This window comes from Simiduia agarivorans SA1 = DSM 21679, from assembly GCF_000305785.2.
Lineage (GTDB): Bacteria > Pseudomonadota > Gammaproteobacteria > Pseudomonadales > Cellvibrionaceae > Simiduia > Simiduia agarivorans.
Map to the genome: position 1 here is coordinate 3,302,163 of NC_018868.3, position 24,895 is coordinate 3,327,057.

Annotated in this window: 26 protein-coding genes; 17 read left to right on the forward strand and 9 right to left on the reverse strand. The window is 57.0% G+C overall.

Going from position 1 to position 24,895, the window contains the following annotated elements; all coding sequences use genetic code 11:
• The first annotated feature begins 40 nt into the window (after positions 1 to 40).
• From M5M_RS14910 to M5M_RS14925, 4 genes are all read left to right on the forward strand, one after another.
• Positions 41 to 1,516, forward strand: coding sequence for a NarK family nitrate/nitrite MFS transporter (locus tag M5M_RS14910; protein WP_015048324.1), 1,476 nt, complete (start codon positions 41 to 43; stop codon positions 1,514 to 1,516).
• A 53-nt stretch (positions 1,517 to 1,569) separates the two neighbouring features.
• The gene (locus M5M_RS14915) at positions 1,570 to 3,309 is read left to right on the forward strand and encodes a bifunctional protein-serine/threonine kinase/phosphatase (protein WP_015048325.1); all 1,740 of its coding nucleotides are present in this window, start codon (positions 1,570 to 1,572) and stop codon (positions 3,307 to 3,309) included.
• A 96-nt stretch (positions 3,310 to 3,405) separates the two neighbouring features.
• Entirely contained in the window at positions 3,406 to 4,176 is a 771-nt protein-coding gene (locus M5M_RS14920; RefSeq protein ID WP_015048326.1) for a type IV pili methyl-accepting chemotaxis transducer N-terminal domain-containing protein, read from the forward strand.
• Positions 4,148 to 4,444 (forward strand): hypothetical protein, encoded by a 297-nt coding sequence (locus tag M5M_RS14925; RefSeq protein ID WP_037433887.1) that lies wholly within the window; start codon positions 4,148 to 4,150, stop codon positions 4,442 to 4,444. The genes M5M_RS14920 and M5M_RS14925 overlap by 29 nt, the downstream gene beginning before the upstream one ends.
• A gap of 26 nt (positions 4,445 to 4,470) precedes the next feature.
• Here M5M_RS14925 and M5M_RS14930 read toward each other — a convergent pair whose 3' ends face one another.
• Positions 4,471 to 4,833 carry a cupin domain-containing protein gene (locus M5M_RS14930; RefSeq protein WP_015048328.1) on the reverse strand — a complete coding sequence of 121 codons (363 nt, stop codon included), beginning with the start codon at positions 4,831 to 4,833 and terminating at the stop codon, positions 4,471 to 4,473.
• Positions 4,833 to 6,215, reverse strand: coding sequence for an FAD-dependent oxidoreductase (locus tag M5M_RS14935; protein WP_015048329.1), 1,383 nt, complete (start codon positions 6,213 to 6,215; stop codon positions 4,833 to 4,835). The genes M5M_RS14930 and M5M_RS14935 overlap by 1 nt, the downstream gene beginning before the upstream one ends.
• A 106-nt stretch (positions 6,216 to 6,321) precedes the next feature.
• Here M5M_RS14935 and M5M_RS14940 point away from each other — a divergent pair, with 106 nt between their 5' ends.
• Genes M5M_RS14940 through M5M_RS14950 form a run of 3 tightly spaced genes read left to right on the forward strand, consistent with a single transcriptional unit; the run spans position 6,322 to position 10,818 of the window.
• The gene (locus M5M_RS14940; RefSeq protein ID WP_144062478.1) at positions 6,322 to 6,918 is read left to right on the forward strand and encodes an FMN-binding negative transcriptional regulator; all 597 of its coding nucleotides are present in this window, start codon (positions 6,322 to 6,324) and stop codon (positions 6,916 to 6,918) included.
• Positions 6,918 to 8,567 (forward strand): VRR-NUC domain-containing protein, encoded by a 1,650-nt coding sequence (locus M5M_RS14945; RefSeq protein WP_015048331.1) that lies wholly within the window; start codon positions 6,918 to 6,920, stop codon positions 8,565 to 8,567. Before M5M_RS14940 ends, M5M_RS14945 begins: the two co-directional genes overlap by 1 nt.
• On the forward strand, positions 8,557 to 10,818 hold the full coding sequence (locus tag M5M_RS14950) for a helicase C-terminal domain-containing protein (protein WP_015048332.1): 2,262 nt from the start codon (positions 8,557 to 8,559) through the stop codon (positions 10,816 to 10,818). Before M5M_RS14945 ends, M5M_RS14950 begins: the two co-directional genes overlap by 11 nt.
• Positions 10,819 to 10,828: 10 nt before the next feature.
• On the opposite strand, the gene M5M_RS14955 is transcribed toward M5M_RS14950, so the two are convergent.
• Entirely contained in the window at positions 10,829 to 11,635 is an 807-nt protein-coding gene (locus M5M_RS14955) for a substrate-binding periplasmic protein (protein ID WP_015048333.1), read from the reverse strand.
• A gap of 87 nt (positions 11,636 to 11,722) precedes the next feature.
• Here M5M_RS14955 and M5M_RS14960 point away from each other — a divergent pair, with 87 nt between their 5' ends.
• A complete protein-coding gene (locus M5M_RS14960; RefSeq protein WP_015048334.1) occupies positions 11,723 to 12,178 on the forward strand; it encodes a GNAT family N-acetyltransferase in 456 nt (151 codons plus the stop codon).
• Here the strand turns inward: M5M_RS14960 and M5M_RS14965 are convergent.
• Together M5M_RS14965 and M5M_RS14970 are read right to left on the reverse strand one after the other, a co-directional pair.
• Positions 12,156 to 12,629, reverse strand: coding sequence for a CBS domain-containing protein (locus tag M5M_RS14965; RefSeq protein ID WP_015048335.1), 474 nt, complete (start codon positions 12,627 to 12,629; stop codon positions 12,156 to 12,158). The genes M5M_RS14960 and M5M_RS14965 overlap by 23 nt on opposite strands.
• Before the next feature lie 114 nt (positions 12,630 to 12,743).
• Positions 12,744 to 13,928, reverse strand: a complete 1,185-nt coding sequence (locus tag M5M_RS14970) for an acyltransferase family protein (protein WP_015048336.1) — start codon at positions 13,926 to 13,928, stop codon at positions 12,744 to 12,746.
• Between the two features lie 31 nt (positions 13,929 to 13,959).
• Between M5M_RS14970 and M5M_RS14975 the strand changes: the two genes are divergently transcribed.
• From M5M_RS14975 to M5M_RS15005, 7 genes are all read left to right on the forward strand, one after another.
• Entirely contained in the window at positions 13,960 to 14,883 is a 924-nt protein-coding gene (locus M5M_RS14975) for a LytTR family DNA-binding domain-containing protein (RefSeq protein ID WP_016389666.1), read from the forward strand.
• 311 nt (positions 14,884 to 15,194) lie between these two features.
• A complete protein-coding gene (locus M5M_RS14980) occupies positions 15,195 to 15,587 on the forward strand; it encodes a VOC family protein (RefSeq protein WP_015048338.1) in 393 nt (130 codons plus the stop codon).
• A 189-nt stretch (positions 15,588 to 15,776) separates the two neighbouring features.
• Positions 15,777 to 17,309: a scabin-related ADP-ribosyltransferase gene (locus M5M_RS14985; RefSeq protein ID WP_015048339.1), complete on the forward strand. Its 1,533-nt coding sequence runs from the start codon at positions 15,777 to 15,779 to the stop codon at positions 17,307 to 17,309.
• A gap of 2 nt (positions 17,310 to 17,311) precedes the next feature.
• Entirely contained in the window at positions 17,312 to 17,725 is a 414-nt protein-coding gene (locus tag M5M_RS14990) for a hypothetical protein (protein ID WP_029880102.1), read from the forward strand.
• 2 nt (positions 17,726 to 17,727) lie between these two features.
• Entirely contained in the window at positions 17,728 to 18,168 is a 441-nt protein-coding gene (locus M5M_RS14995; protein WP_015048341.1) for a hypothetical protein, read from the forward strand.
• A gap of 346 nt (positions 18,169 to 18,514) precedes the next feature.
• Entirely contained in the window at positions 18,515 to 19,213 is a 699-nt protein-coding gene (locus tag M5M_RS15000; protein WP_015048342.1) for a phospholipase D-like domain-containing protein, read from the forward strand.
• Between the two features lie 74 nt (positions 19,214 to 19,287).
• Positions 19,288 to 19,962, forward strand: coding sequence for a peroxiredoxin-like family protein (locus tag M5M_RS15005; protein ID WP_015048343.1), 675 nt, complete (start codon positions 19,288 to 19,290; stop codon positions 19,960 to 19,962).
• Positions 19,963 to 20,029: 67 nt separating this feature from the next.
• Here the strand turns inward: M5M_RS15005 and M5M_RS15010 are convergent, their stop codons facing one another.
• On the reverse strand, positions 20,030 to 20,242 hold the full coding sequence (locus M5M_RS15010) for a hypothetical protein (RefSeq protein ID WP_016389667.1): 213 nt from the start codon (positions 20,240 to 20,242) through the stop codon (positions 20,030 to 20,032).
• Between the two features lie 189 nt (positions 20,243 to 20,431).
• Between M5M_RS15010 and M5M_RS15015 the strand changes: the two genes are divergently transcribed.
• Positions 20,432 to 20,908 (forward strand): cupin domain-containing protein, encoded by a 477-nt coding sequence (locus M5M_RS15015; protein ID WP_015048345.1) that lies wholly within the window; start codon positions 20,432 to 20,434, stop codon positions 20,906 to 20,908.
• Between the two features lie 41 nt (positions 20,909 to 20,949).
• Here the strand turns inward: M5M_RS15015 and M5M_RS15020 are convergent, their stop codons facing one another.
• Both M5M_RS15020 and M5M_RS15025 read right to left on the reverse strand, forming a co-directional pair.
• Positions 20,950 to 21,906, reverse strand: a complete 957-nt coding sequence (locus M5M_RS15020; RefSeq protein WP_015048346.1) for a M14 family metallopeptidase — start codon at positions 21,904 to 21,906, stop codon at positions 20,950 to 20,952.
• Between the two features lie 148 nt (positions 21,907 to 22,054).
• Entirely contained in the window at positions 22,055 to 22,858 is an 804-nt protein-coding gene (locus tag M5M_RS15025) for an outer membrane protein OmpK (RefSeq protein WP_015048347.1), read from the reverse strand.
• Between the two features lie 154 nt (positions 22,859 to 23,012).
• Here M5M_RS15025 and M5M_RS19680 point away from each other — a divergent pair, with 154 nt between their 5' ends.
• Positions 23,013 to 23,690, forward strand: coding sequence for an RDD family protein (locus tag M5M_RS19680; protein ID WP_015048348.1), 678 nt, complete (start codon positions 23,013 to 23,015; stop codon positions 23,688 to 23,690).
• Positions 23,691 to 23,714: 24 nt separating this feature from the next.
• On the opposite strand, the gene queG is transcribed toward M5M_RS19680, so the two are convergent.
• Positions 23,715 to 24,863: a tRNA epoxyqueuosine(34) reductase QueG gene (gene queG / locus M5M_RS15035; protein ID WP_015048349.1), complete on the reverse strand. Its 1,149-nt coding sequence runs from the start codon at positions 24,861 to 24,863 to the stop codon at positions 23,715 to 23,717.
• Positions 24,864 to 24,895: the final 32 nt, after the last annotated feature.

Here is a 24,895-nt window from a genome sequence, read left to right on the forward strand (position 1 = left end):
TAAATCACGCCAACTCCGATTGGCAACTAGCGGAGGCATTATGTCCACTGATCACAAAATAAACCTGTTCGCACTCAGTGATCCCAAAATAAAAACCTTACACATCACCTGGTTTGCGTTTTTCCTGACCTTTGTGGTCTGGTTTAACCACGCACCCTTGTTGGTGTTCATGAAAGAGGCGTTTGATCTCACCAGCCAGCAAGTCAAAGCGCTGATGATTCTGAACGTGGCGCTCACGATTCCGTCGCGCATTATTATCGGCATACTGGTAGACAAACTCGGCCCGCGCAAAGTCTATTCGGGCTTGCTCATCATATCGGCGGCCTTGTGTTTTATGTTCGCGTTCGCGAATACCTACCAGCAGCTGGCGCTGTTCCGATTTCTCATGGGCTTTACCGGTGCCGGTTTCGTGATTGGTATCCGCATGGTGGGTGAATGGTTCCCGCACAAGTCTGTGGGCATTGCCGAGGGCATTTACGGCGGTTGGGGCAACTTCGGTTCTGCCGCCGCTGCCATGTCGTTGCCCACGCTGGCCATGATCTACGGCGGTGACAACGGCTGGCGTTATGCACTGGCCACTACTGGCGCCATCGCCGGCCTCTACGGTGTGTTCTATTACATTACTGCACGCAATACACCAAAAGGTTCCACTTACTTCAAACCGAAAAAAGCCGGTGGTCTGGAAGTTACCAGCTGGGGCGATTTCTGGTTGTTGCAGGCCATGAACATTCCCATGTACCTGGCGCTGGCGTTGCTCACCTGGAAACTGTCACCCACTAACCTCGGGCTCCTGTCGGATACAGCCTGCTACGCCATCTACGGCGGTCTGGTGTTGCTCTATGCCTATCAGGCGTACCAGATCTATCAGGTTAATATTGAACACCTGCGCGCGGGTGTGCCGGAAATGGATCGCTATCACTTCAAACAAGTGGCCATTCTGGATTGGTCTTACTTTGTCACCTTCGGCAGCGAGTTGGCCGTGGTGTCCATGTTGCCGCTGTTTTTTCTGGAAACGTTTGAAGGGCTCGACCCCGTAAAAGCCGGCTTGCTGGCCTCCGGTTTTGCCTTCATGAACCTGGTGGCACGTCCTACCGGTGGCTGGTTCTCTGACCGTTTCGGTCGTCGCAAGGCGCTGATGATTCTGATTGGCGGTCTGGCGGCGGGCTACTTCGTACTGGGCCAGATTAACGCCGGCTGGTGGATTCCGGTTGCCGTAATTGCCACCATGGCCTGTTCATTCTTCGTGCAGGCGGGTGAAGGTGCCGTGTTCGCTGTGGTGCCTTTGATCAAGCGCCGCATGACCGGCCAGATTGCCGGCATGGCGGGAGCGTATGGCAACGTGGGTGCGGTGACTTACCTGACCGTGTTGAGCTTTGTGGACTACTCCACGTTCTTCATCGTGATCGGTGCCAGTGCCATGGTGGTGTTCTTCATCGCCATGATGATGGATGAACCCAAAGGCCAGATTACCGAAGTGCTGCCTGACGGTACTGTTCACCTGATCGATGTGGGTTGATTGAGTGGGCGCCCGCGCAAGCGGGCGCTTTTGCTTATGCCTGAGAAATGCCAATGACCCAACCGCTTAAAATCCGCATCGCCAGTCACACCACGGCGGGTATCAAATCCATCAACGAAGATGCGGCGGCGTGCGAGTTGCCGGCCGATGAATTTTTGCTGGCGTCAAAAGGGGTTATGGCTCTGGTGGCCGATGGTGTGTCGTCGGCCGAAGCCGGTAAGGAAGCGAGCGAAACGGCGGTCAGCCGGTTTGTGGAAGAATATTACAACACACCGGACACCTGGTCGGTGGCGCGCGCGGGCGAAAAAATCCTGTCTACGCTCAACCTGCGCCTGTACCGGAAAAGCCACGAGTTTGTCACCTCCACCAAGGGTTACCTGTGCACTTTCAGCGCGGTCATTGTCAAAAGCCGCACCGCGCATTTTTTTCATGTGGGCGACAGCCGCATTTTTCTGTTCCGGCGCAGTGCTGACGGGCCGACGCTCAAGCAACTGACCCGCGATCACGCCGTGATGATGGGCGGCGACAAGCCCACGCTCACCCGCGCACTGGGCATGGATAACCGGCTCAACATCGATTACGGTACCGCCGCACTCAAGCCGGGCGACATGCTGCTGGTTACCAGCGACGGCGTGCATGACTTTCTGGCTGAAGACGCAATCACCACCGCGTTATTATCCGGTCAGAAAGCACAGGCTTTGGTAGCCTCTTTGTGCGCCCGCGCCGAAGCCGCCGGCAGCGATGACAATATCAGTGCGTCGCTGTTGATTGTGGACAGCCTGCCCGAAGAAAGCCTGGAAGATTACCACGCCAAGCTGACCCGCCTGCCGTTTCCGCCGGATCTGGAACCGGGCGAAAAACTGGACGGCTATCGCATCGATAATCCGTTGTTCGCATCGGCCCGGTCGCAGTTGTATCAGGTGACCGATGAGGTGACCGGCGCCAGCTATGTGATGAAAACGCCTTCGCGGAATTATGAAGACGACGCCAGCTATATCGACCGCTTTATTCAGGAGGAGTGGATTGGCAAGCGCATTCACAGCGAGCGGGTGGTGAAAGTGGTGAGTGCCGGGCGGCAGAAAAATTTTCTGTACTACCTGATGGAGTTTGTGCCTGGCATTGGCCTGGACAAATGGATTGCCGAGCACACCCCGCCCAGCCCCAAGCGCGCGTTTGCGTTGATCAAAGACATTGCCGAGGGCCTGCGCGCGTTTCACGACAACGAAACCGTACACCAGGATCTGCGCCCGGCCAACATCATTGTGACGCCGGACGAGCGGGCGGTGATTGTGGATTTTGGTTCTGTGTATGTGGCAGGGGTTGCCGAACAGCAGCGGCCGATTGTGCACGACGCCGCCTTGGGCACTGCCTCCTATTCCGATCCGCTGTACATCATGGGCTCGAATCCGGGCGTTCAGGGCGATGTGTACGCGCTGGCCACCATTGCCTATGAAATGTTTACCGGTCATCTGCCTTACGGCGACCAGATAGAAGAATGCCGCACGGCGTTCGACTACAGCCGACTGCGTTACCGCGACGCGGCCATGTTCAACCCGGTTGTACCAATTTGGTTCGACGCTGCGCTAAAAAAGGGCACAGCGTTCGAATTATCCGAGCGATATCGCACGGTTGATGAACTCTTACTCGATTTACAAAGCCCGAATCCGCTGTTTTTGCAGGACGAACCGGTCACCGCCAGTGACGCCTCAAGCCTCGCATTCTGGAAGATATTGAGTGGATTCTGGTTTCTCACACTACTGCTAGTGATTTACCTCTTTTCACAAGTGCGATGATTTTTTATTCAGACTAAAGCGCTGGCCTGGTTTTTGAATAGCATCCTGGAAAAACGCCGCCTGCGGCAACAATGAGTCACACACATCGGAGCAACTATGAAAACACTGTTCGGTTTTTTGATCTTTATCGGCCTGAGCATGGGGCACGCTGCCAATGCTGCCATCACCATGGGCGAGGCCATTGACCGCGCCGGCCAGCAGCGCATGTTGTCGCAACGCATCGCGCAGAACTATTTGTTGGCAGCCATTCAGCCCGGGTCGGAAAAAGGGCCGGACCGGATGAACCGCGCCATCAGCCAGTTCGAGAGCAATCTGGCGGCGCTTGAAGGGTTTGATCGCGCCGCCAGCATTTCGCCCGAACTGATCAAAGTCAAAGCGCTATGGGTGCCCTACAAAACCCTGTCGCAACAGCCGGTCAGCCGCGAGGGCGCCGAGAAAATGCTGATTCAGAGCGACGCCCTGCTGGCGCAGGCGCATGCGTATGTCGGCCTGCTGGAAGGCTTGTCCGATTCCAAAAAAGGCGAGCTGGTCAACATCTCGGGTCGCCAGCGCATGTTGTCCCAGCGCATCGCGAAAAACTATCTGGCTTACTACTACCAGATTGGTGGCGAAGAACGCATTAAGGCACTCTATGAGGACCTGGCAGAGTACGAAAATGTATTGGGTTTTCTGAAGGAAAGCCCGCTCAATACGGACGTCATTAACACCAAACTGAACAAAGTGCAGGGCCAGTTTGCCTATGCATCCAAAGGCTTTGACGGCGACATGACACTCAAAGGTGATCGCCTGATTTACGTGATCACCGGCACCACCGATGCCATGCTGAAAAACATGGACGATGTCACCAAACTCTACGCCGCTCTCTGAGCGGCTGCCCGATACACGACGGGCTTTATCCGCGCTGGTGGATGAAGCCCGTCGTCGCTTCCCGTTTCATCGTCCAACCGCCGATCTGTGTACCGGCCCCTGCACCGGCTGCCCGAAAAAACTTCTGGAGTTGGCGGAGCTGCTGTTAACGGAATGGGAGCAGAAACTCTCAGCGCACTACCGCCCGAGTCTGGGCGAGGTCCAAAACCTGGCGCGCCAACTCACCAAGCTGGCGCGCGCGTTTGAGCGCAATCAATTGCTGGCCTAGCCTACGCCGGCCGTACCTGGCCGGGCCTAGTCTTCGCCGGCCGCACCTACGCCGGCGGCACCATAATACACCGCGAGCCAGAGGCAGGTCTGGGCCGGGTCGGTCCAGCTTACCCGGTGTTTGCAGTGTGCCGGAATATCCACGTGATCGCCGGGTGTGAGTGATAACACCCGGCCGTCTTCGAACTCCAGTTGGGCTGCACCTTGCATCAGCATGACCCATTCGCGCTCGGGTTGGTCGTACCATTCACCCACCGGCGTGCATTGGCCCAGGGTGGTGATGCGTTCAATTTTCAGGCCCGGTGCGCCCGCGATTACCTCAAACACTTCGCGTTTGGAGGCATCGGGCAGATGGTCAAAAAAATTCCCGGTGGTCAGCGCTTGTTTCATCATGTTGCCATTAACGGCGGTGTCTGCCGGGCCAGTTTGTCGGTTTGGGTAATGCGATTGCCGCAGAGCGCAAAACCGCGCAACTGGTTTTGTTGATCGACAAAATGGTACTCCACGCCCTCGGTATCGGCCGCGACAGTTTTCCATTCGCCGGCCACATTTTTTGCAGGCGGGCAGGCTACCACCGGGTGCAACGTGGTTTTGATGGTGACCGGAAAGGTGCCGTAGTGCACTGGTGTGGGGGTGTCGGTCAGGGTGGCAGCCAATGCCCGTGCGCAGGCGAACAGGGGCGCGATGTAGTAGAGCAGATGCCCATCCACTTCAGCACAATCGCCCAGGGCATACACATGGTTTGCCGAGGTGCGCAGTTCGCGATTGGTGACAATACCCCGCGCACAGGTGAGGCCCGCGTCCGATGCGAGCTGGGTGCGGGCGCGCACACCAATGGCCGAAAGGACAACATCAGCCTGCACTGTCTGCCCGTCGGATAACGTCGCCACCAGTTCGCCGGCCTCGCGCGTGAGTGAGCTGACCGTGCGGCCTAAATGAAAGCGCGCGCCAGCCGCTTCGAGTTTCGCTTGTACCGCGTGGCTTACGGGCGCGGGCAACAGGTTGCCAATGATCCGGTCCAGCGGGTCCACCACCTGCACGTCAAAGCCGGCTTGCACCAGGTCGTTGGTGTATTCCGAACCGATCAGCCCCGCGCCAATAATTAACACCCGGCGCTTGCCCACGCTGGCGGCGTGGAAGCGGGCGTAGTCCTGCAGATCGTTAACGGTGTAGATCTCGCCGGCGGCGTCACCGTCCACCGGCGCGGTGATGGCATCCGAGCCCAGTGCCAATACCAGCTTGGCGTAGCGAAGCTGACTCTGGCGGGCTTTGTGTACCAGCGTGAGCTGTTGTTGCGCGGTATCGATGGCACTCACGTCTGTGAAAATCCGTACCTCGGCGTTCAGACTTCTGGCCATTTGAGTGGCGCATTGGCTGCTGATTTCGGCGGCAGTTTTTTGTTTGTGGAAACCGGTCGAGAGCAGGGGCTTGGAGTAAAAACTGCCATCGTCCTGGGTAATCAGTACCAATGGCAGGTCGCTGTCGTGTTTGCGGATTTCTTTGGCCAGGGTGTAGCCCGCCAGGCCCGTGCCCACAATCACAATCGGGTCCTGATGCTGCGCGGGGGCTGCCGGTGGTGGCGTGGGCGCAGTGCGGGTGTTGATGGCCACCATCTCAAAATCTTCTTTGCCCACTCCGCATTCGGGGCAGAGCCAGTCGTCGGGTATGTCCTCCCAGCGGGTGCCGGGTTCGATGCCGTCTTCGGGCCAGCCTTTGGCCTCGTCATAGATCCAGCCACATACCAAGCATTCCCAGATTTTATAGTCTGCCATTGCGGGCCCTAACGCTGTTGTGAGTGCAACGCTGGACGTTAGTGCCCTCGCAGATCAATTGCAAGGGCAGCCGCGTGATCAGTACACTGGCTGTCCCGGACTCAAGGTGAACCCGTCGATGTATGTGCCCAGACACTTCCGCACGCCCGATCAGCAAACCGGTTTGGCATTGATAGACCAGATAGGTTTTGGCGACATGACTTCGCTGATCGATGGCCAGATGCATTGCACCGCCATGCCTTTTTTGCGCGATGGCGATTACCTGTTGGGCCATCTGGCGCGGGCCAATCCGCAGGCGGCGTTTCAGCCCGGTGCCGAGGTGCAGGTGACCTTTGCCGGCCCGCATGGCTATGTTTCGCCCGGTTGGTATCAGGCGCCCGGCGTCCCGACCTGGAATTACGTGGCCGTGCATGTGTACGGTGTGCCGGAGATCCTGACCGATGCGCAGGCCGTGCATGACCTGCTGGCGCGGCTCACCGCCAAGTATGAGTCGGGACTGGCCAATCCCTGGCAACCGGATTACGACCCGCGCCAGCTAAATGCGATTGTGGCGTTCCGCCTGCCCATTGCGCGGCTCGACACCAAACTCAAATTAAGCCAGAACCGTTCCGCCGAAGATCGCGCCGGCGTTATTGCCGGGCTCAGGGCGGTTGGCAACACCGCACTGGCCGATCTGATGCAGGTGCGCGAGGATCAGGCCTGATGCCCGATCCGCGTACCGAGCCACCGCCCCGGTATTACCTCGATAATTACCGCACGCTGATCCAATGGGTGCAGGCGCGCTACGCCGATTTATTGCTGCCGGCCGAGCAGGATTTCATCGCGCGTTTTTCCGCGCTGGCAGATGCGCCGGCGGCACTGCTGGTGCGCATGATAACCCGCAAGGGCCAATGGTTTCGCGCCGACAAATTCAATTACCCGGAAATCGGCACGCGCACCCACATCGACGAGGCGTTGGCGGCGCTGGCGCAGGCGGGGCTGATCGATAGGGGGCAGCACCCGGACCTGGCACAATTGTTCGCACTCTATACCCGCGCAGACATCGCGCCCTGGCTCGGGCAGATGTCCGGTACCAAAGCCGAGTGGTTGGCGCAGGCGTCGGCAACCTATGGCGAGGCCGCGCTTGATTGGCACGCCTGCGGCTTTCCGGCGGCCTTGTATGCACAGCGGATCGCGCTCACCTGCATGGCCGAGTGTGAGATTCTGAACCTGTTATTTTTTGGCAACCTGCGCCAATCCCTGTCGGAATTTGTGTTGTCGGAGCTCGGTATATTCCGTTACGAAACGGTGCCGCTCGATGCGGCCAGCCGCTCATTCCAGCGTCGCGATCAGGTGCAGGCCTACATGGATTTGCACCGGTTGCGCGAACGCTTTGATGCCGAAGACAACCCGCTCGAATGCCTGCAGCAATTGGGCGATATACCCGATCTTGCCTGGCTGGCCAAACGTTATCACCGCTTCCGCTACCGGCTGGGCTATCGGTTGGAACAGCTCAGTCAATATCAGGACGCCGTGACCTGCTACCGCGACAATCCCTTGCCGGAAGCGCGGCCCCGCTTGGTGCGCTGCCTGGAAAAAGCCGGTGAACTCGCCGACGCCCTGACCCATGCCATCCAAGTCAAAAACGCACCGCGCAACGAGCAGGAACGCCAGTGGGTGGCGCGCGCCCTGCCGCGGCTGCAACGGGCGGCCGGACACACACCGGAAAAACCGGAGCGCTTTACCCCCGCCACCTCAAGGCTCACCTTGCCCAACACCGGTGTGCGGGTGGAGCAGCAGGCGGCGGCGTTTTTTTCGGCAGAGGCCGCGCCGGTGTTCCATTGTGAAAACACGCTCTGGACCGGCATTGCCGGCCTGGTGTTGTGGCCGGCGGTATTCGCGCCAATGCCGGGGGCCTTTTTTCACCCGTTTCAGGCCGGCCCCAAAGATCTGCACGATGCGGATTTTGTCGCCCAGCGCCAGGCACTGATTGACGCCTGTCTGCACACATTGGCCGCCGCAGACTGGGCGCTTGTGTTGCGTCAGCGCTATGCCGACAAGGTCGGCGTGCAGTCGCCGTTTGTGCATTGGGATTACTTTACCGAAGCGCAGTTGGAGTTGGCATTGGCCTGCATACCGGCGCAACATTTTGCGCTAATTATCCGGCGCATGCTGTTTGACATCCAGGCCAACCGCGCCGGCTTTCCCGATCTGGTGCAGTTTTATCCGCAAGAACAACGTTACCGCATGATTGAAATAAAAGGTCCGGGCGATCGCCTGCAAGACAACCAATTGCGCTGGCTGCAATTTTTTCATCGGCATCAGATGCCCGCCGAGGTGGTGCACGTGGAGTGGGCGACAGATGCCGGTTAATGCGGTCAGCGTGGGCGAACTGTGCCGGTTTGTGGCGCGCCAAGGCGATCTGGATTTACGCTTTACCCCGGCGCCTTTGGCGGAAGAAGGCCGCGAATTGCATCAATGGGTGGCGGAGCAACGCACGGCCGAGTGGGGCGATGATTTTTCCGCCGAGGTGAGTTTATCCATCGAACACGCGGGCATCACCTTGCGCGGGCGCGCCGATGGCTGGTTGCCCACCTTGCCGCAGGTGGAGGAAGTCAAATCCTTTCGCGGCAAACTCAATAAAATGCCGGAAAACCGTCGCAGCCTGCATTGGGCGCAGGTGCAATGTTATGGCTGGATGCTGTGCGAGCGCGAGCAACTGGAGACTATCCGCCTGGCGTTGGTGTACGTGGATGCCGATCAGCATTCAGAGCAAATATTGGTGGAATACTGGACCCGCGCGGACCTGGCCGCACGCTGCACGGCCTGGTGCCAGGCCTATGCGGATTGGCTCGCGCGCCTGACCACGCACCGCGAGGCGCGGCTCGCCGCGGCGGCACAATTGGCTTTTCCCTACAACGCCATGCACGCCGGCCAGCGCACGCTGGCGGAAAACGTCTACATTGCCAGCCAGCGCGGGCAATCGCTGTTGGCCGAGGCCCCCACCGGCACCGGTAAAACCCTGGCGTGTTTATTTCCCGCGTTGAAGGCGAGCGCGCGCTACGACAAATGTTTTTTTCTCACCGCCAAAACGCCGGGCCGGGCACTGGCACTGGAGGGTTTACGCCAGTTGGCCTTGGAGCCTCTGGTGGTGGTAGAACTCATTGCCCGCACCAAAGCCTGTGAATATCCGGGGCAGGCTTGCCACGGTGAAGAGTGCCCGCTGGCACAGGGTTTTTTCGACCGCCTGCCGGCCGCGCGCGCGGCGGCGTTTGAACGCCAGTGGCTGGACGCTGCTGCGCTCAGGCAGGTGGCGGCGGAATTTTCTATTTGCCCCTATTACCTGTCGCAGGAAATGTGCCGCTGGGCCGACGTGGTGGTGGCCGACTACAACTATTACTTTGATGCCGGTGGCCTCTTGCACGCGCTGGTGCAGGAAAACGGCTGGCGCGCTTTGCTGCTGATTGATGAAGCGCACAATCTGGCCGACCGGGCGCGCGCCATGTATTCCTGTGCGCTCACCCGTAAAGATAACCGCGCCGTGCGCAAGCTGTTGCCCACGGCGTTGCACAAGAGCCTGAAAGCCGTGGACCGGCAATGGACCCAGTTGGTAAAGCCGCTGGCCGAGGGCGAGCGCAAGCGGTTGGCGGCTTTGCCGGAAAAATTTCTCGCCGCGCTGCAGCAATTTGTGCACGCCTGCAATCAATGGCAGGCAGACAGCGGCCGCAGTTTGCCGGAGCCGGTGCTGGAGTTTTATTTTTCGGTGGTGCAATTGTGCAAGCTGGCCGAGATGCCGGCCGAGCAATTGGCGCAGGACTACATCGTGGATGTCACCAAAATTGCGCGCGGCGAAGCGGCCCTGCATTTACGCAACGGCCTGCCCGGTCGTTGGCTGGCGCCGCGCTTTGAGGTGGCCCACGCCGCAGTGATTTTTTCGGCCACCCTGAGCCCGATGGAATTCCCGCGCCGCTTATTGGGCCTGCCGGAGGATACGGCCTTGTTGAAAGTGCCGTCGCCATTTTGTGCAGAACAGTTATCGGTCACCGTGCACCGGAAGCTGTCCACACGCTTCGCCCACCGCGCCGCCTCGCTGCCGGCATTAGTGGCGGTGATCGGCGAGCAGTGCCTGGCCGCGCCGGGTAATTACCTGGCGTTTTTTTCCAGCTTCGATTATTTGCAGCAAGTGGAGCGTTTATTGTCGGCGCGTTATCCCATGCTCAGGCTCAACAGCCAGACGCGGCACATGCGCGAGCAGGACCGGCAGGCATTTGTGGCGGGTTTTGACGCGGGCAGCCAATGCCTGGGGCTGGCGGTGCTGGGTGGCGCCTTCAGTGAGGGCATCGATTTGCCGGGTAATCGCCTGGTGGGTGCATTTGTGGCCACGCTCGGCCTGCCCCAATTCAACCCGGTTAACGAAGAGATGCGCCAGTTAATGGACCGGCAATTCGGCAATGGTTATGCCTACACCTATTTGTACCCGGGCTTGCAGAAAGTGGTGCAGGCCGCCGGCCGGGTGATACGCAAAACCACCGATAACGGCTGCGTGCATTTATTGGATGATCGCTTTGCCGACGCCGAGGTCAGGCAGCTGTTGCCGGACTGGTGGCAGATCGAGTTGGGTTGATGGCGGCCGGTCAATCGGACTCGGATGAAGTATCGGGTTGCTCGCGCGGCTTGTAGAGCTGGCTGTCGCGCGCTTCGACGGGCGCGCTGTGCTGTGCTTCACCGCCGCGGATGGTGTCGATGGCCCGCTGGAATTCTGCCACCAGTTTATCGGGTACATCCTGGCTGAACGCGAAGTAAAGGTCGAGGGTTTTCAGTACCCGTACCACTTCGTAGTCGGTAACTTTTGCGCCAATTTTCTTCAGCGTATCCTTGGCGCTGGACTCGCCATAGGCCCATAAATCCACCCGCCCGCTTTGCAGCATTTTGGCAATGGAATCCGGTTGCACGCCCAGTGTGATGATGGATTTTTCCAGGTGCAGTTCGCGTAAAAACAGCTCGCCCACATCGTCGCGGATGGCGCCGATCTTGTAGCGCTCGAGTTCTTTCAGTGAGTTGAGTTTGATGTTGCTGGATTTTTTCGCCATCAACACCACGTGGTTGGAGCCGATGGGGCCGGCCCATTTGAACAGGCGTTCGCGCTCGGGCGTGCGGGTGGTGGAAAACAACACCCGGTTGGGGCCTTCCAGTGCGTTGTGAAACGCGCGCGCCCAGGGTTGTACGGAAATATCGCGCGCGCGAATGGGGTTGCCGCTGAGGGCGGTGGCCGACAGCAACAAATCAACCGCCTCACCGCGCAGTACGCCGCCTTCTACATAGTTAAAGGGCGGGTAGTTTTCAGTAATGTATTCCAGGTCGGCCAGCGTTTCGCCCCGGCTGTGAGGCGAAAGGACTAACAGGGTAATACAACACAAGCACCAGATTCGGATAGACTTCATCTCAGACCCCCTGTCTTGTTAATGCCAGTATAGGACAGCGACAAAGGGCGCAATGGCGCTGCACATGCGAATAGGGAATGATGCCGGATGATTAAGGTTCGATTAGCAATAAGCAGCGATCTGCCCGCGCTGACTGGGTTGTTTAACCACTATCGGATGTTTTATCAGCAGCCGGATGATCCGGCGGGTGCGGCGCGCTATCTGGCGGCGCGGCTGGAGGCGCATCAATCGCTGATCTGGGTGGCGGAATCAGGCGGGCAGTTATTGGGCTTCACGCAGGTGTATCCGAGTTGGTGCTCGGTGGCGATGCGACCCCTGTGGCTGTTGTATGACCTCTATGTGGCCGAGGCGGCGCGCGCAAGGGGTGTGGGCGCACAATTGCTCGAGGCCGCCAAAACAGCGGCCATTGCCGGCGGCGCTGTGCGCATGGAGCTGGCCACGGCGGTGGATAACGCCACCGCCCAGCGGCTGTATGAGCGCAATGGCTGGCAGCGCGAAGCCGATTTCTACCGCTACAGTGTCAGCTTTCCGCAATCAGGCTGAGAATGTCGGAGCTGGAAATCACTCCCGCCACCTGACCGTCTTTTTCCACAAATACCCGGTGAATGCCGTTTGCCACCATGGTGCGGCACACTTCTTTTACCGTCACCTCGGGTGCCACGGAAATCACTTCCGGGTTCATGATCTGGTGTACGGTACAGCTTTCTTCCGCCGACAGGCTCCAGTTCTCCAGATCCTTGGCGTGAAAATCCAGCGCGTAGGCTTCCTGATAATAATCTTTCAGCTTTGCCAGCTTGTGTTCGCGGTCGGCGTTTTCAAAATTGAATACATCGGTCACGCTCACTGCGCCCACCAAGGTGTGATCTGACGCCACCACCGGCGCACCGGTGATTTTGTGTTTACGGAAAAATTCGCCCAGGTATTTAATGGACCAACCTTCGTAGGCAAACAGCACGCCGTTTTTCATGATGTCTTTTGCGGCCAGATGTTGCATGTGCAGCTCCTTTTGTTCAGCTCTGCGTTTTATCCAGAATAGCTGCACGTTAACGAATGGCGCGGGTCTTTTACCAGCACATTTGCCGCGCCCAAGGGCTTTGCTTGATCTGGCTCAAGCGCGCGCAGGCCGGGCGCTTGGCGCTGCACTTTGCTGGTGCGTTTTCGACGTGCGCCCGGGGCCAAGGCCGAATAACCAGCGGCTGAAACCAAAGCGCCGGATAACCTCAAACCCGAGCGCGCAACCCAGCCCTGTGGCGCTCACCAACAGCAGAGGTTCCCACACCGGGCCCAGCGCCATCTGGCTCAGGTAAAAGCCCGCCCATACGGTGATGGTCTGGTGCAGCAGGTACCAGGGGTAGACCGCCTCGGTGACATAGCGGCGCGCGCGCGAATCGCGATTAAGAAAATGGTGTGCCAGGCCGCACAGGGCCAGAATCCAGAGCCACAGATTCACCGCCCGCAAACAATCGATAAACCGGTCGCCCCATAACTCCACGCCTTCGCCCAGGCCCGTGGTTTCCGGCAGACTGAACAGTGCCATCATCATCCCGTAACAAAAAAAAGCCGCAATCGATAAATCCCAACGGTGCCGGGCCAGGCTTGCCCATAGCCGGGTGTGGCCGGCGAGCAGGAAACCCGCGATAAACAGGCTGAGCGACACCGCGTGGTTGTGCCAGTCGTCCAGCAAGGCGTGGGTGGTGGGGAAGTGGGCGCGCAACCCCAGGTTGGCCGCACTCAGCACAAGACAGGGCAACCACAGCCACAGCCGCAGGCCGCCCGAGTTGGCGACGTGGTTCAACAGAGGCGACAGCAACAGCACTATCACCGAATAGCACCAGAGGTAAGGTAAAAACCACAGGTGATTCCAGGTCATCTGCCCGAACAGGGGGGTGCGGTGCGCGTCAAACAACGGGTGATCGGGCGTGAGATAGGCACCCCAGAAGGCCAGGTAGCTGCCCGTGGGTTCGCCTGCCTGACGCATCTCGAAGTACAGCTGCGGCGGCACTATCACCAGAATGCCCAGCAACAACGGGATACCCAGCCGGGCCGAGCGCAGGCGGAACAGTTGCCCGCCACTGTAGCGTTCGCACGCGAGTTTAAGGGCGGCGCCGGCAATAAAAAACAGCAGCGGCAGACGCCACTGGTTCACCAGCAGCATCAGGTATTTGAGGCTTTCACTCTGGTACTGGCTGGTAATGTGCCAATCCCAGCTCACGTACATCATGCCGCAGTGGTACAGAATCAGCAGGCCAAAGGCCAGGCTTCTGAGCCAGTCCAGGTCGTAGCGTCGTTGCATAGGGGCTTCCTCCATTTTCTGGTAGGCTCGCATGCACAGAGCAACAAAACAGGGCCAGATGCCAGAGCGCGCCTGGCCTGTGACCAACCGCGTGCTGCCAGGGACGAACGCCATGACCTTTGATGACTACCAACGCCGGCCAAGGGTGTGGCAAAGCCTGTTCTGGTGTGTGCTGGTGGGCCTGGTCATTCTGGTCAACGCCACCACCCAGTTAATGGAGTGGCAACGCGCCGGCACCCAACTGCCCGTGTGGGCACCTTTCTTGTGGGAAGTGTCCAGTGCCCTGGCCTGGACCCTGCTCATCTACCCCATGCACCGCTTCGACCGCCGCTTTCCCCTGCAATGGGGCCGCCTGCGCCGGCACGGCATTTACCACCTGCTGTTCAGCCTGCCAGTGTCGCTTTTTCACGTGGGGGTGATGTTCGGACTGCGCTTTCTGGTGTATGGGCTACTGGAGCAGGACTACAACCCCGGCGACTGGGGCTGGGTGCTGGTGTACGAATACCGCAAAGACATTCTGGTGTACCTGCTGATCCTGTCGGTGTTTTACACCCACGATTTTGTTGTGAGCCGCCTGGCCGGTGAGGCCGCCTTCGTACAGGAAGGCGAAGAAGCCACACCCGATCGCCTGAGCGACCGGGTGCTGGTAAAAAAATTCGGGCGCGAATTTGTGGTGCAATTGCAATCGGTGCAATGGCTCGCCGCCAACGGCAACTACGTTAACCTGCACGTGGGCGAACGCGTCTACCCCCTGCGCGCCACCATGGCACAAATGGAACAAAGGCTCGAGCCCATGGGCTTCATGCGCGTGCATCGCAGCGCCATCGTAAATTTGCGCGCCATCGCCTCACTGGAGCCGCTGGAAAACGGCGAAGCGTTGATTCACTTAACGGAGGGTCAACAGGTCAAATGCTCGCGCAATTACCGGGATGGGTTGAAGGAGCGGTTGAGGTAGTGGGGTGGCTGGCGGGTTTTCGAATTGTTACGGATGTAGTATCTGGATATTTCATAAACAGCCAACCCATATTCGGATAATTTTAAGGGAGATTGTTCGAATAGCTCAGCCGTGTGTGCGTATGTGTCAAATTATCTACATAGGATTAGGCTACCCCAAAGTGAATTGATCATGACGTTAACGCATTAGATATAAAGCGTCGCTACTAGCAATTAAAGGGCGAGCTGATAAAAATGATCGAAATAAGTACTCATTTCCCTCTGTTCGTCAATAATTTAGCAACGAGTCAATAAAAAACAAAGGAATACACCATGTTCAGTCATATCATGATCGGCTCCAACGATCTGGAAAAATCAGAGCGTTTTTACACGGCCGTGCTCGGCGTCTTGGGCGCCGGTGCGCCCATGGAAAACGAGGCGCCGAGTGGGCATAAGCGGTTGTTTTATCGCCATGAGGGCATGACGTTTTGCGTAACCCAGCCCATCAATGACGAGCCGGCCACTTTCGCCAATGGCGGCACTATCGGCTTTAAATGCAGCTCAGAGGCACAGGTGCAGGCGTTTCATGATGCGGCACTGGCCAATGGCGGCACTACCGATGAGGCGCCACCCGGGCTGCGCAGCAATGCGGTTGGGTCTTTGTATCTTGGTTATGTGCGGGACCCGGACGGCAATAAACTGTGTGCGCTCTATCGCCCGAAATAAAGACCGGGAAAAAGCGCTGACCTGCAAAGCCGTCCGGTCGGGAGGCAGGTCAGCCCGGTCTCGCTAGCCTGTACCAAGGTATCAATTACGGGGGTAAGACGGCTCCGGCAACCGGCGTTTGGCGCCATAAGCTTGAGCCGTCACCAAGGCCGTGCATAATCAGCGGTTTTCCAGGCTTGAGACACGGACATGTCGATCTACGAATTAACCGACGCCAATGGAAAGCGCCTGCGCATTGTCCCCGGTAGGGGTTCCATTCTTTGTAATGAAGCCAATCTCTTTGGCAATCCTTTTGCCGCCCGGGCATTTGTGGAAGCGCTGGCACCAGATACCCGCATGGCCATCAGTCGCCTGTTCATGGACGCCTTCCGCGATCAGCCACGGCACATCAATGCCCCACTGGATGCGCCCAGCTTTGGTGGCCCCTGCGATCCAAACAAGGCGTTGTTAACCTCCGATGCCAAGCTGACCCGTGCCATTGCCAATAGCGAATTGGTGGTGCAGCTGGACGACAGTCTGCAGCCGGTAGACGACAATCGCGCCGAGCTGCGCATGAAGATCCGCATGCAGCTCAACACCCTGCTGGCCGATGAGCGGCGTGAAGCGGCCATGTACCAGGCCCAGATGGATAAGGAATCCACCTTTACCAAGGGCCTTATCTACACGGGCGCGTTTTTTCATGGTTTGGGCAATGCCGCCTGGGATACGCTCAAATGGGCCAAGGAAGTCAGCGATCTCGGCAACCCGTTGGTGCAGATGCGCAATATGTTCAACGCGGCCTACGACGCCTACGGTGAAGACAGGGCGGTGGAGGCGTTCGCAAAAAACCTGCAGGCCGCCCATTGGCGCGAGCTAGTGGAGGCGCTCGGCTTCGACCCCAGCCAGATCTCCCGCGAAATGATCGCCCAGGCCATGGATGCCGCCAACGTAATCTGGGATGACGAAACCCTGCGGCAGGACCTCACCACCTTTGCCAAAGACTATATCAAGGCCCAGCACGCCGTAGAGCTCACCAACATGGGCGGCGGCGCTGCGCTGGAAGTGGTCATCACCGCCATCCTCGCTGCCCTCACCGCAGGCGCCGGCCTCGCCATAGCCACCGCCGCCAAAGCCCGCCACCTGCCCAATTTGCGCAAGCTGGGTGATCTGCTGTTGGAGTTCGCGGAGCAAAGCAAAAAACTGGCGCGCTACCTGAAAGAAAAAGCCCAGCGGGCGGCGAAAGGTAAACCGGATAAGCCGCTGGATGCAGAGCCGGTGGTGGAGAGGGTTAATGAGCCGCCGAGGGGAGAGACAGGTTCTGGTTCAGACCGTAAGACATCAGACTTCGAGCCGGAAACATTGTATAGGCGCGATAGTCGGCCTCCTGAGACTATATTCGAGGAAGGATTTCAGGCGAGGAGACCAGACGCAAATGTTCCATTAGAGGATTACGTTGATTTCAATGTTCCTAGTCAATATGTTGGTACATCCAAGGTGTTTGATGGTGCGTCACAGGTAAACACTCAAAAGGGGCAAGCAGGCTATCTGTATGAAATTAGAAATCCAGGTGGTGGTATAGATGTGAATAAGGTTTATCCAGACGGACCATTTCCAGAGGAGCAAGAAATGGCTTTTGTAGGGGGGATCGATAGCTGTAACATAAAGGGGTGCACGCCTCTGGACAGCGATAATAATGCTATAGGCGAGTATATTTCAAACCCCCGTTATACAGGTGGAGATTGAACTTGAGCGCTAATTATTGCCCCTATGTCGTAAAAGATGGAATTTTACTTGGCACGATTCAACTAAGATCGTTTCTTCAAGATTCACAGCCTGCGCTGGAGTATTCGTATGACTCAGAACTAGTTGGTGTAGTTAAAGGAGATGACTATTTTGACCTGCTAGGTATGTTGAGAACAATTTTGCAGGAAAAAGGGTTCGATATACTTTGTGAGGGGGCGCTGATCAATGTGTTTCCCGGCGGTTTGGTGTCAGATCAAAGCTTTAGTGAAGTGGCATACAAGCATGTTGAGCCCGGCGGACAGTTGATAAAAGTGAATATTTTTTCGCCGGCAAAAGAATCTGAGTTGGATATGATTGCAGGTCGTGATTCTCAAAGAGAGGCGCGTAGAAAGGTAATTCGAAGCCGAAGGAAGTAGAGGTGGAAGTGAAATTTTCTCTGGTTGATGTAGGGGTTGAAAAAATAGTTGCTTTGGTTCGCAACGAGGGCGAAGGAATAAAAAATATAGGCGAACACCAAATAGTGGGTAAGCTTAGGTATCCGGAAGAGTCTATCGTTGCTGAAAACTTTATCGAAAATAAAGCCTTTTTAAGCTGTGTATTTGAATTCTTTAGCCTTGATATTGGTGCGGTAGTTGGTTCAGCTGAAGAAGAATGGTTGTATGTTATTGATCAGCGTTCAAAGGGCGAAAATGTTCCTCCTTATTATGTGGTAGGTGCTTACCATCTGAAGGGTTGCGTGAAGCAAGATTTTAAGATGAATCCTAATTTTAGGCTTCTAACAGAGGATGGTTTTTTTGATTTTGGTTCTCGAAATGATGATTTTCAACGGTTTGTTTTTAGTAAAGTCGATGCGGGATAGAGTTGTCCCATGATGTTTTTGGGCGGATAAGAATCTAGATTTTTAGTTTTATTGCAAGTCTGAAAATAGATTTTATTGGAGCGGTTGGGGTAGGATGAAAATTTCCGTATCTAGATTGCTATGCTCAACTGATGGCAGATTCCTCAATTGTTAAAAACCATTCGCCAAGAACATATAAAGAAATTCCTCTCCCCTTTTAATTTTATTAAACCTCTTTCTCAAGTAGTGGATTGCGTTGCACTTAATCCACCCTACGGGTTTGGTGGTTGAACAGGTTGCTGGAAGTTGGGGTAAACTGTCGGTTTAACGCTTCAACATAAACGACAGAGACAAGGAGTGGTCTGCGATGCAGCCTGATTTGAGTTTTGAGCACCTGGATGCGGTGCTTGGCGCCAGTTTTGAAGATCTGAAGCTGGATTCGCAGGAAAAACACCAGCTTACCGAGTTGCTGGCGCTGTTGCCGCCCGATCGTTGCCGTTATGTACGCAACCGCGCTTTTGATCGGGTGCGGGAGCAGTTGAGTGAAGGGCACACGGAGCATTCGCTGGCAGCGTTGAAGTGGTTGGAGCATGTGATCAAGTGCCTGGACCGGGCCGATGCGGAGCCTGCGCTGGAGCCCAGTTGTCATTTCAGCCCGGGTGATGCGTGCCGGGATAAAATTATCGAGTTGATCCGCCGCGCGCGCACCAGTGTGTGGGTTTGTGTGTTTACCCTGTCGGATGACCGCATTACCGCGGCACTGATCGACGCCTTCCAGCAAGGCATCGATGTTCGGATTATTTCCGATGATGACAAATCGGAAGACCGCGGCAGCGATATTGACCGGCTGCAGGCCTTGGGTGTCGCGGTCCGGCTGGATGATTCGCCCTACCACATGCACCACAAGTTTGCCCTGTTCGACGAGTCCGTATTGCTTAACGGCAGCTTTAACTGGACCCGCAGTGCCAGTGAGGTCAATGAAGAGAATATCCTCATTACCGCCGAACCCAAGCTGGTGGCGGGCTACTCGGCGCAGTTTCAGCAATTGTGGGCCAGTTTTTCCTAGCGCCGATGTCTCCGGCTGTAACGTTTGCAGAATCCCTGCATCCAAGCAGTCTTTTGTATCTTCTGGAGTAGATCATGCGAAAGCTATTGGGTGTGCTAACCATGGTGCTGGTAACGGCGCCGGCCTGGGGCGGCGAGTTAACGCTGCCGGCCCTGCCGGATGCCAGCAAGATGCCGGCGCCGGCCGACGCCGCGCTGGGCGTGCGCGACGGTGATGCCGGCCTTGCGCCGGGCGAGGCCGTACCGCCATTTGCAGCGGTTACCCACGAGGGCAAAGCGGTGTCGCGCGATAGCCTGTTCAAGCAGGGTAAGCCCGCGCTGGTGATTTTTTACCGGGGCGGATGGTGTCCCTACTGTAATCTCCAGATTCGCCAGCTGACCGAGGCTTACCCGCAGTTTGCCGAACGCAATGTGGAATTGGTGCTGATCTCGGCCGATAAAACCGATGCTGCGGCGACCGCACAGCGGCGCTATGACATTCCGTTTCCGGTGATTTCAGATCCGACCCTGGCGGCGCACGAGGCCTTCCGGGTGGTAATGGCGCTCACGCCCGAGTTGTATGAAACCTATAAAGGCTACGGTATCGATGTGGAGGCCTGGTCCGGGCAGACGCATCACAAGTTTGCGTTGTCGTCCGCCTTTCTGGTGGATGCTCAGGGTGTGGTGACATGGGCGCATGTATCGGAAGACTATAAGCGCCGGCCGTCGGTGGCGCAGTTGCTGTCGGTGATTGACGCGGCCAGGCTGTAAGCGCGTTGGCTTTTTTAGCCAATAACCCTGGCTCGCTCAGGGTTATTGGTACCAGTGCCGATAAGCTTCAGGAAAAGCTCTCTTCTTTCTCGTCTTTTTTCAACAGCAATACAAGCAGGTAAATCAGGCTGAGTGGCGGAATAATCGCTAAAAAAAAGCCTGAAAATGCATGCATCACCGGTGCGTTGGTTTTTGCACGGGCCACGAACCAAATCAGAATCGTGCTGACCAGCATCCACGCTGCAATCGCCTGAGCAATGAGTGAAATACTCAAATTCATGGTTCCCTCCATGGGGTTATTATGTGCCGGCTATTGTAGTGTGTTTGCAATGGCGAAGGGTATGTTTTGGTGATTGAGTTCCAGATAGTTGGTGGTTTTTTTGTGTTGAATGCGTCACGGCTGTTTGCCTTGGCGCGCAATTCAACCTTGCTTTCAGTAGGGTTTTTAATTGGGTAAAAGGATATTGCGATGAATAAACACACTGTGTTGACCCGACAGCAGATCGCTGAGATGGCGGGAGAAAGTAAAACCCATTTCCTGAATGCCAATGCAAAAAGAGTCAACAAGGATCTTGGCGGGTTGGTGGGCTTAACCGGAATCGGATTTCATTTAATTGAGGTGAAACCGGGTTTCGATTCCACCGATTACCATGTGCATCACCACGAAGATGAGTGTGTCTATGTGCTGGAAGGTGAGGGCGAAGTGGAAATCGGCGATGACATTATTCCGGTGGCGGCGGGCGATTTTATCGGGTATCCGGCCGGCGGCTTACCGCACAACATGCGCAATGTGGGCGATGGCCTGCTCAGGTGTATCGTGGTGGGGCAGCGGCTGGCGCACGACGTGGTGGATTATCCACGCCAGCATAAGCGCCTTTTCCGCAACGCCGGCTTGCCCTGGGATCTGGTGGATAGCCGCCAGATCGTTGATCCTAAGCGGGCATAGTGACGGCGCCAGAGGAGGCATCGCCCTGGTAGTGCTACACGCTAGCGGGCGGCTGTGCGCAAATAATTCAGTCCGCCGGCAATGGCGGCCACCTGGGCGCGGGCACACTGTTCCGGGGTAGCGCTGGGGCTGTCCGGGTACACTTCGGTGGTGGTGGTGTAGTGCGCATCGGTCATGCCCGCGCACAACCCCAGTTTTTTGGTGGCGTAATTGATCACGCCGAATTGTTCGATGGGCGTGCCAATGAGTTTGCCGTCAGGGTCTGCTTCGGCTATGTGCGTGACCTTTTCCACTGCGTCGAGAATGGCGCGCTGAAACGCGGGTTGCGGCCGGTCGGCACAATCCACCAGGTAAAAGCCGTCGGGAATATTCCAGACTTTGTTGGTCACGCCGTCGCGCGCGGCCAGCGCCACGCGGAATTCGGTGTTATCGGTGTCGGTGGTTTCGTGCAGATCAATATGAGCAACCGGTGCCACGCCCAATGCGTGAATGTAGGCTTTCAGCAACTGGGCTTCTGCCGCCTGGCCCTGGTCACCAAAGGAACGGTTCGGGTCTATGGCGTGAGGATTCCAGCGGTTGATGGTTTCAAATCCCCATGGGCTCACACAGGGCACCGCGATTAATTGAAAACTGTCACTGTAGTTGCGCGCTTCCTGTTCCAGAAACATCAGGGCGCCCATCACGCCACTGGTTTCATAACCGTGTACGCCGCCGGTGACCAGCACCAGGGGTAAATGGCTCGGGCTACGGCTTTTTACCGCCAGTAAAGGGTAGTGGCCACTGAGTGCGGCCGGCGTGCCAGCGGGCAATTGTTGGTAATCCAGTTCGCCGTATTGCTCAATATCGAACCGATCGCCCAGCGCCTGAATACGCGGCAGTACCTGTTCGCTGTACAGGCGGTGTTTTTGCTGCCGACACAGCCATTGGTGTTTTTCTGTTTCATTCCAGGGTGTACCGGGCGTGCCGATGGGGTAGGGCGAATCTGCGTATGCGGTCATGGGATTTCGGTTTTGTTGGGTTTTGTTCGGATTGTGAATGGGACGAACGAGCGGGGGCTTGCCGCAGGGGATTCGCGCAAAGGATTGCGGATGGCCGCACCGGCACTCAGAAGAGGGGCGTGGCCGCCTGCGCGCCTGCCGGCTGGGATTATAGTCGCCAGACCAGTTGCAGTTGCGGCACCGATTCGGTGGTGCCTTTTTCGCCCAGTTTGTTTTTCCAGTACTGGTATTCGATGCCCAGATACAATTGATCTTTCACCTGCCACAGGGCGTGGCCCAGGTCCCAGCGGAATTGGGGTTGTGCCAGTATCCACTCCGCCACTTCGCCGCCCAGTTCGTTTTCGCGCGCGCCAATGTATTCGATGTGGCCAGCAATCAGGAAATATTGCGAGCCCCATTGGAACGGGTACAGGCCATTGAAGTCGATGATATAGCTGTCGGTTTGCGCAGGCGCGCCACCACCGGCCAGGCCTTTGCTGTGGTCGAGGTAGGCCATGACGTCGGTGTTGAGCACTGAGCCTTTGGGCAGATCCCAACTGAAGCGGATGCCGGGCAGGAATTTTCGGCTTTTGGCATCGCCCGCAATATTCAGCCCCGCCAGCAGGCCCACATCTTTAATGGGGCCGAAACCGAGATCCTTGCCGGTTATGCTACCGAGGCTGAAGTTGAGGTACAGCTCACCGTAGAAATCACCGTTGTTAAAGCCGTCGTCGTTATCGTCGTCCAGGTAGTCGATAAAAAAGAAATTATTGCCATAGTCCCAACCGGAGGCGTGCTGAAACGTGATTAACGTGGTCTGGGCTTTGCGCACCTCGCCGCCATTGATAAAGCCCGGCGTGGTGAGATTGCCGTGGGTCAGCTGCAGCTCCGTGGCGCTCCAGTTGGCGGCGTGGGCGGAGCTGGTCAGCACGGCCAGGTAGAGTAGGTTAAGGAAGAGCGCGGGCAGTTTCATCGACAGTCCACATATTACGTTGGGTTAAAACCAGCTTAGCTGAATTTCCCAGACGGGAAGGTTTCTTCGCGGGTATGCCTGATTGTGCTGCAGGGGCTTCTGTAATACTCTGCCGGCGCACGCTGCCAGCAGGCATTACACCAGATGGCATTGGATGAATGACGAAGAGATTACACGGATGAGTAATACCCCCGAGTTTGAGGACTACACCTACGCAGAATTATTGGACGCGTATAACGGAATCGATGCAGCGCAGTTCCCTGAAAGAAAGGCGCGAGTGGCGGAGTTACTGCAAGAAAGGTCTGGTGCGGAAGCTGCGGTAACGGCGAATAGCGATAGATACCAGACCTTTGGCTTGCGTTTTCTGGCATCGATTGTCGATTTTCTAGCGCTTGTGGCGCTTGCTACAGTTCTGGGTACCCTGTTCGGTCTATTACCGGCATGGTTTGTGGAAGGGGTGGAAACCCTGTTTCAATTTGATGTGTTTTTTTATTCTATTTTGTTGCACTGGTTGTATGGCAAAACCTTCGGCAAGATGGTGATGAACGTGAAGGTGGTAAATTACAAGGACGAGGGAGATATAACGTTCTTGCAGGCATTCTTGCGTGACAGCGTGCCACTTGTTCTGGGCTTGTTGGGTTGGCTCTATGGTTGGCTATATCTGTCAGATGCCGAAATGGAGGTCTCAAGTACAGATCTGGTGTTGTTGTTTGCCCTCTCAGCACTCGGTTTGTTCTGGTTTTTACTTGAAATGATCACCATGCTGTTCAACGAAAAACGCAGAGCGCTGCATGATTTTATTGCCGGCACCGTGGTGATCCGCGTCAAGTGATCGCCCGCTCTTGAGTGGAGGGCCTTACGGTTGGCGTTGAGATTTGTTCGCTTTTATCTTGCGCTTGCGCTTCCTGTCCGGGTTGCGCTGCTGCACCAGCGCCCAATCCACATGCTCGGCCACCAGGTCGCTCACTTGCGTGCGCGCTTGTGAGAGTATTCGGATGATTTCGGCGCTTTGCGGTGCATTGCCGAGGCCTACCGCCAGGTTGCGTTGCCAGTTTTCAAACCCGGTGCGGCGCAAGGGCGAGCCGGCGGTGCGGTCGAGAAAAGTCTGTTCGCTCCATTGGAACAGGTCGATGAGTTTGGCGCTGTCCAATTGGTGCCGGGGCAGAAAATCCATTTCCTGGGTGTAGCGGGCGTATTTATTCCACGGGCAAATGGCCTGGCAGTCGTCGCAGCCGAACACGCGGTTGCCGATGGGGTCGCGGAATTCTTCCGGTATCGGGCCCTTGTGTTCAATGGTGAGGTACGAAATGCAGCGGCCGGCGTCCAGTTGGTAGGGCGCTGGAAAGGCGTCGGTAGGGCACACTTTCAGGCAGGCAGTGCAGTCGCCGCAGCGATCGGGCTGATGCGATTGGTCCACCGGTAACGGCAGGGCAGTGAACACTTCGCCCAGAAAAAACCAGCTGCCTGCGTCGCTGTTCATTATCAGCGTGTGTTTGCCCTGCCAGCCCAGACCGGCTTTGGCCGCTAACGGTTTTTCCGACACCGGTGCCGAGTCCACAAACGCGCGATGGCGAAAACCGTCGGGCAGGGGCAGGCCCAGCGCGGCGGCTTCCGTTTCGATAAAATCGGCGAGTTGGCTGAGGCGTTTGCGCACCAGCCTGTGATAGTCGCGACCTAATGCATAGCGGGAAATGTAGGCGCTTTCGCCGTCTTTGAGTGCGGCGATGAGATTGGTGTCGCCGGGCAGGTAATCCATGCGCGCGCTGATCACACGCAGGGTGCCGGGCAGGAGTTCTTCGGGCCGGGTGCGCATATTGCCGTGGTGGGTCATCCACGCCATGCCCGCGTGGTAGCCTCGGTCGATCCAGCCGGCCAGACGCGCTTCTTCGGCGCGCAGATCCGTGTCGGTGATTCCGATCTGCTGAAATCCCAAGGCCTGCCCTTCTGCCTTGATGCGCAGCGCAAGCGTGTCCAGCAGTGGCTGTTGTGCCTGATCGTTATTCATTCGCCCTTGAAGCCGTTGGGTCCCGATAGGTA

Coding starts and splice junctions, on each gene's coding strand:
- M5M_RS14950 (WP_015048332.1), top strand. CDS start 8,557: ATGCCGGTTAATGCGGTCAGCGTGGGCGAACTGTGCCGGTTTGTGGCG.
- queG (WP_015048349.1), bottom strand. CDS start 24,863: ATGAATAACGATCAGGCACAACAGCCACTGCTGGACACGCTTGCGCTG.
- M5M_RS14985 (WP_015048339.1), top strand. CDS start 15,777: ATGTCGATCTACGAATTAACCGACGCCAATGGAAAGCGCCTGCGCATT.
- M5M_RS19680 (WP_015048348.1), top strand. CDS start 23,013: ATGAATGACGAAGAGATTACACGGATGAGTAATACCCCCGAGTTTGAG.
- M5M_RS14915 (WP_015048325.1), top strand. CDS start 1,570: ATGACCCAACCGCTTAAAATCCGCATCGCCAGTCACACCACGGCGGGT.
- M5M_RS14960 (WP_015048334.1), top strand. CDS start 11,723: ATGATTAAGGTTCGATTAGCAATAAGCAGCGATCTGCCCGCGCTGACT.
- M5M_RS15005 (WP_015048343.1), top strand. CDS start 19,288: ATGCGAAAGCTATTGGGTGTGCTAACCATGGTGCTGGTAACGGCGCCG.
- M5M_RS14965 (WP_015048335.1), bottom strand. CDS start 12,629: ATGCAACATCTGGCCGCAAAAGACATCATGAAAAACGGCGTGCTGTTT.
- M5M_RS14930 (WP_015048328.1), bottom strand. CDS start 4,833: ATGAAACAAGCGCTGACCACCGGGAATTTTTTTGACCATCTGCCCGAT.
- M5M_RS14935 (WP_015048329.1), bottom strand. CDS start 6,215: ATGGCAGACTATAAAATCTGGGAATGCTTGGTATGTGGCTGGATCTAT.
- M5M_RS15025 (WP_015048347.1), bottom strand. CDS start 22,858: ATGAAACTGCCCGCGCTCTTCCTTAACCTACTCTACCTGGCCGTGCTG.
- M5M_RS14910 (WP_015048324.1), top strand. CDS start 41: ATGTCCACTGATCACAAAATAAACCTGTTCGCACTCAGTGATCCCAAA.
- M5M_RS15020 (WP_015048346.1), bottom strand. CDS start 21,906: ATGACCGCATACGCAGATTCGCCCTACCCCATCGGCACGCCCGGTACA.
- M5M_RS14925 (WP_037433887.1), top strand. CDS start 4,148: ATGTCACCAAACTCTACGCCGCTCTCTGAGCGGCTGCCCGATACACGA.
- M5M_RS15015 (WP_015048345.1), top strand. CDS start 20,432: ATGAATAAACACACTGTGTTGACCCGACAGCAGATCGCTGAGATGGCG.
- M5M_RS14955 (WP_015048333.1), bottom strand. CDS start 11,635: ATGAAGTCTATCCGAATCTGGTGCTTGTGTTGTATTACCCTGTTAGTC.
- M5M_RS14945 (WP_015048331.1), top strand. CDS start 6,918: ATGCCCGATCCGCGTACCGAGCCACCGCCCCGGTATTACCTCGATAAT.
- M5M_RS14980 (WP_015048338.1), top strand. CDS start 15,195: ATGTTCAGTCATATCATGATCGGCTCCAACGATCTGGAAAAATCAGAG.
- M5M_RS14970 (WP_015048336.1), bottom strand. CDS start 13,928: ATGCAACGACGCTACGACCTGGACTGGCTCAGAAGCCTGGCCTTTGGC.
- M5M_RS15010 (WP_016389667.1), bottom strand. CDS start 20,242: ATGAATTTGAGTATTTCACTCATTGCTCAGGCGATTGCAGCGTGGATG.
- M5M_RS14975 (WP_016389666.1), top strand. CDS start 13,960: ATGCACAGAGCAACAAAACAGGGCCAGATGCCAGAGCGCGCCTGGCCT.
- M5M_RS15000 (WP_015048342.1), top strand. CDS start 18,515: ATGCAGCCTGATTTGAGTTTTGAGCACCTGGATGCGGTGCTTGGCGCC.
- M5M_RS14920 (WP_015048326.1), top strand. CDS start 3,406: ATGAAAACACTGTTCGGTTTTTTGATCTTTATCGGCCTGAGCATGGGG.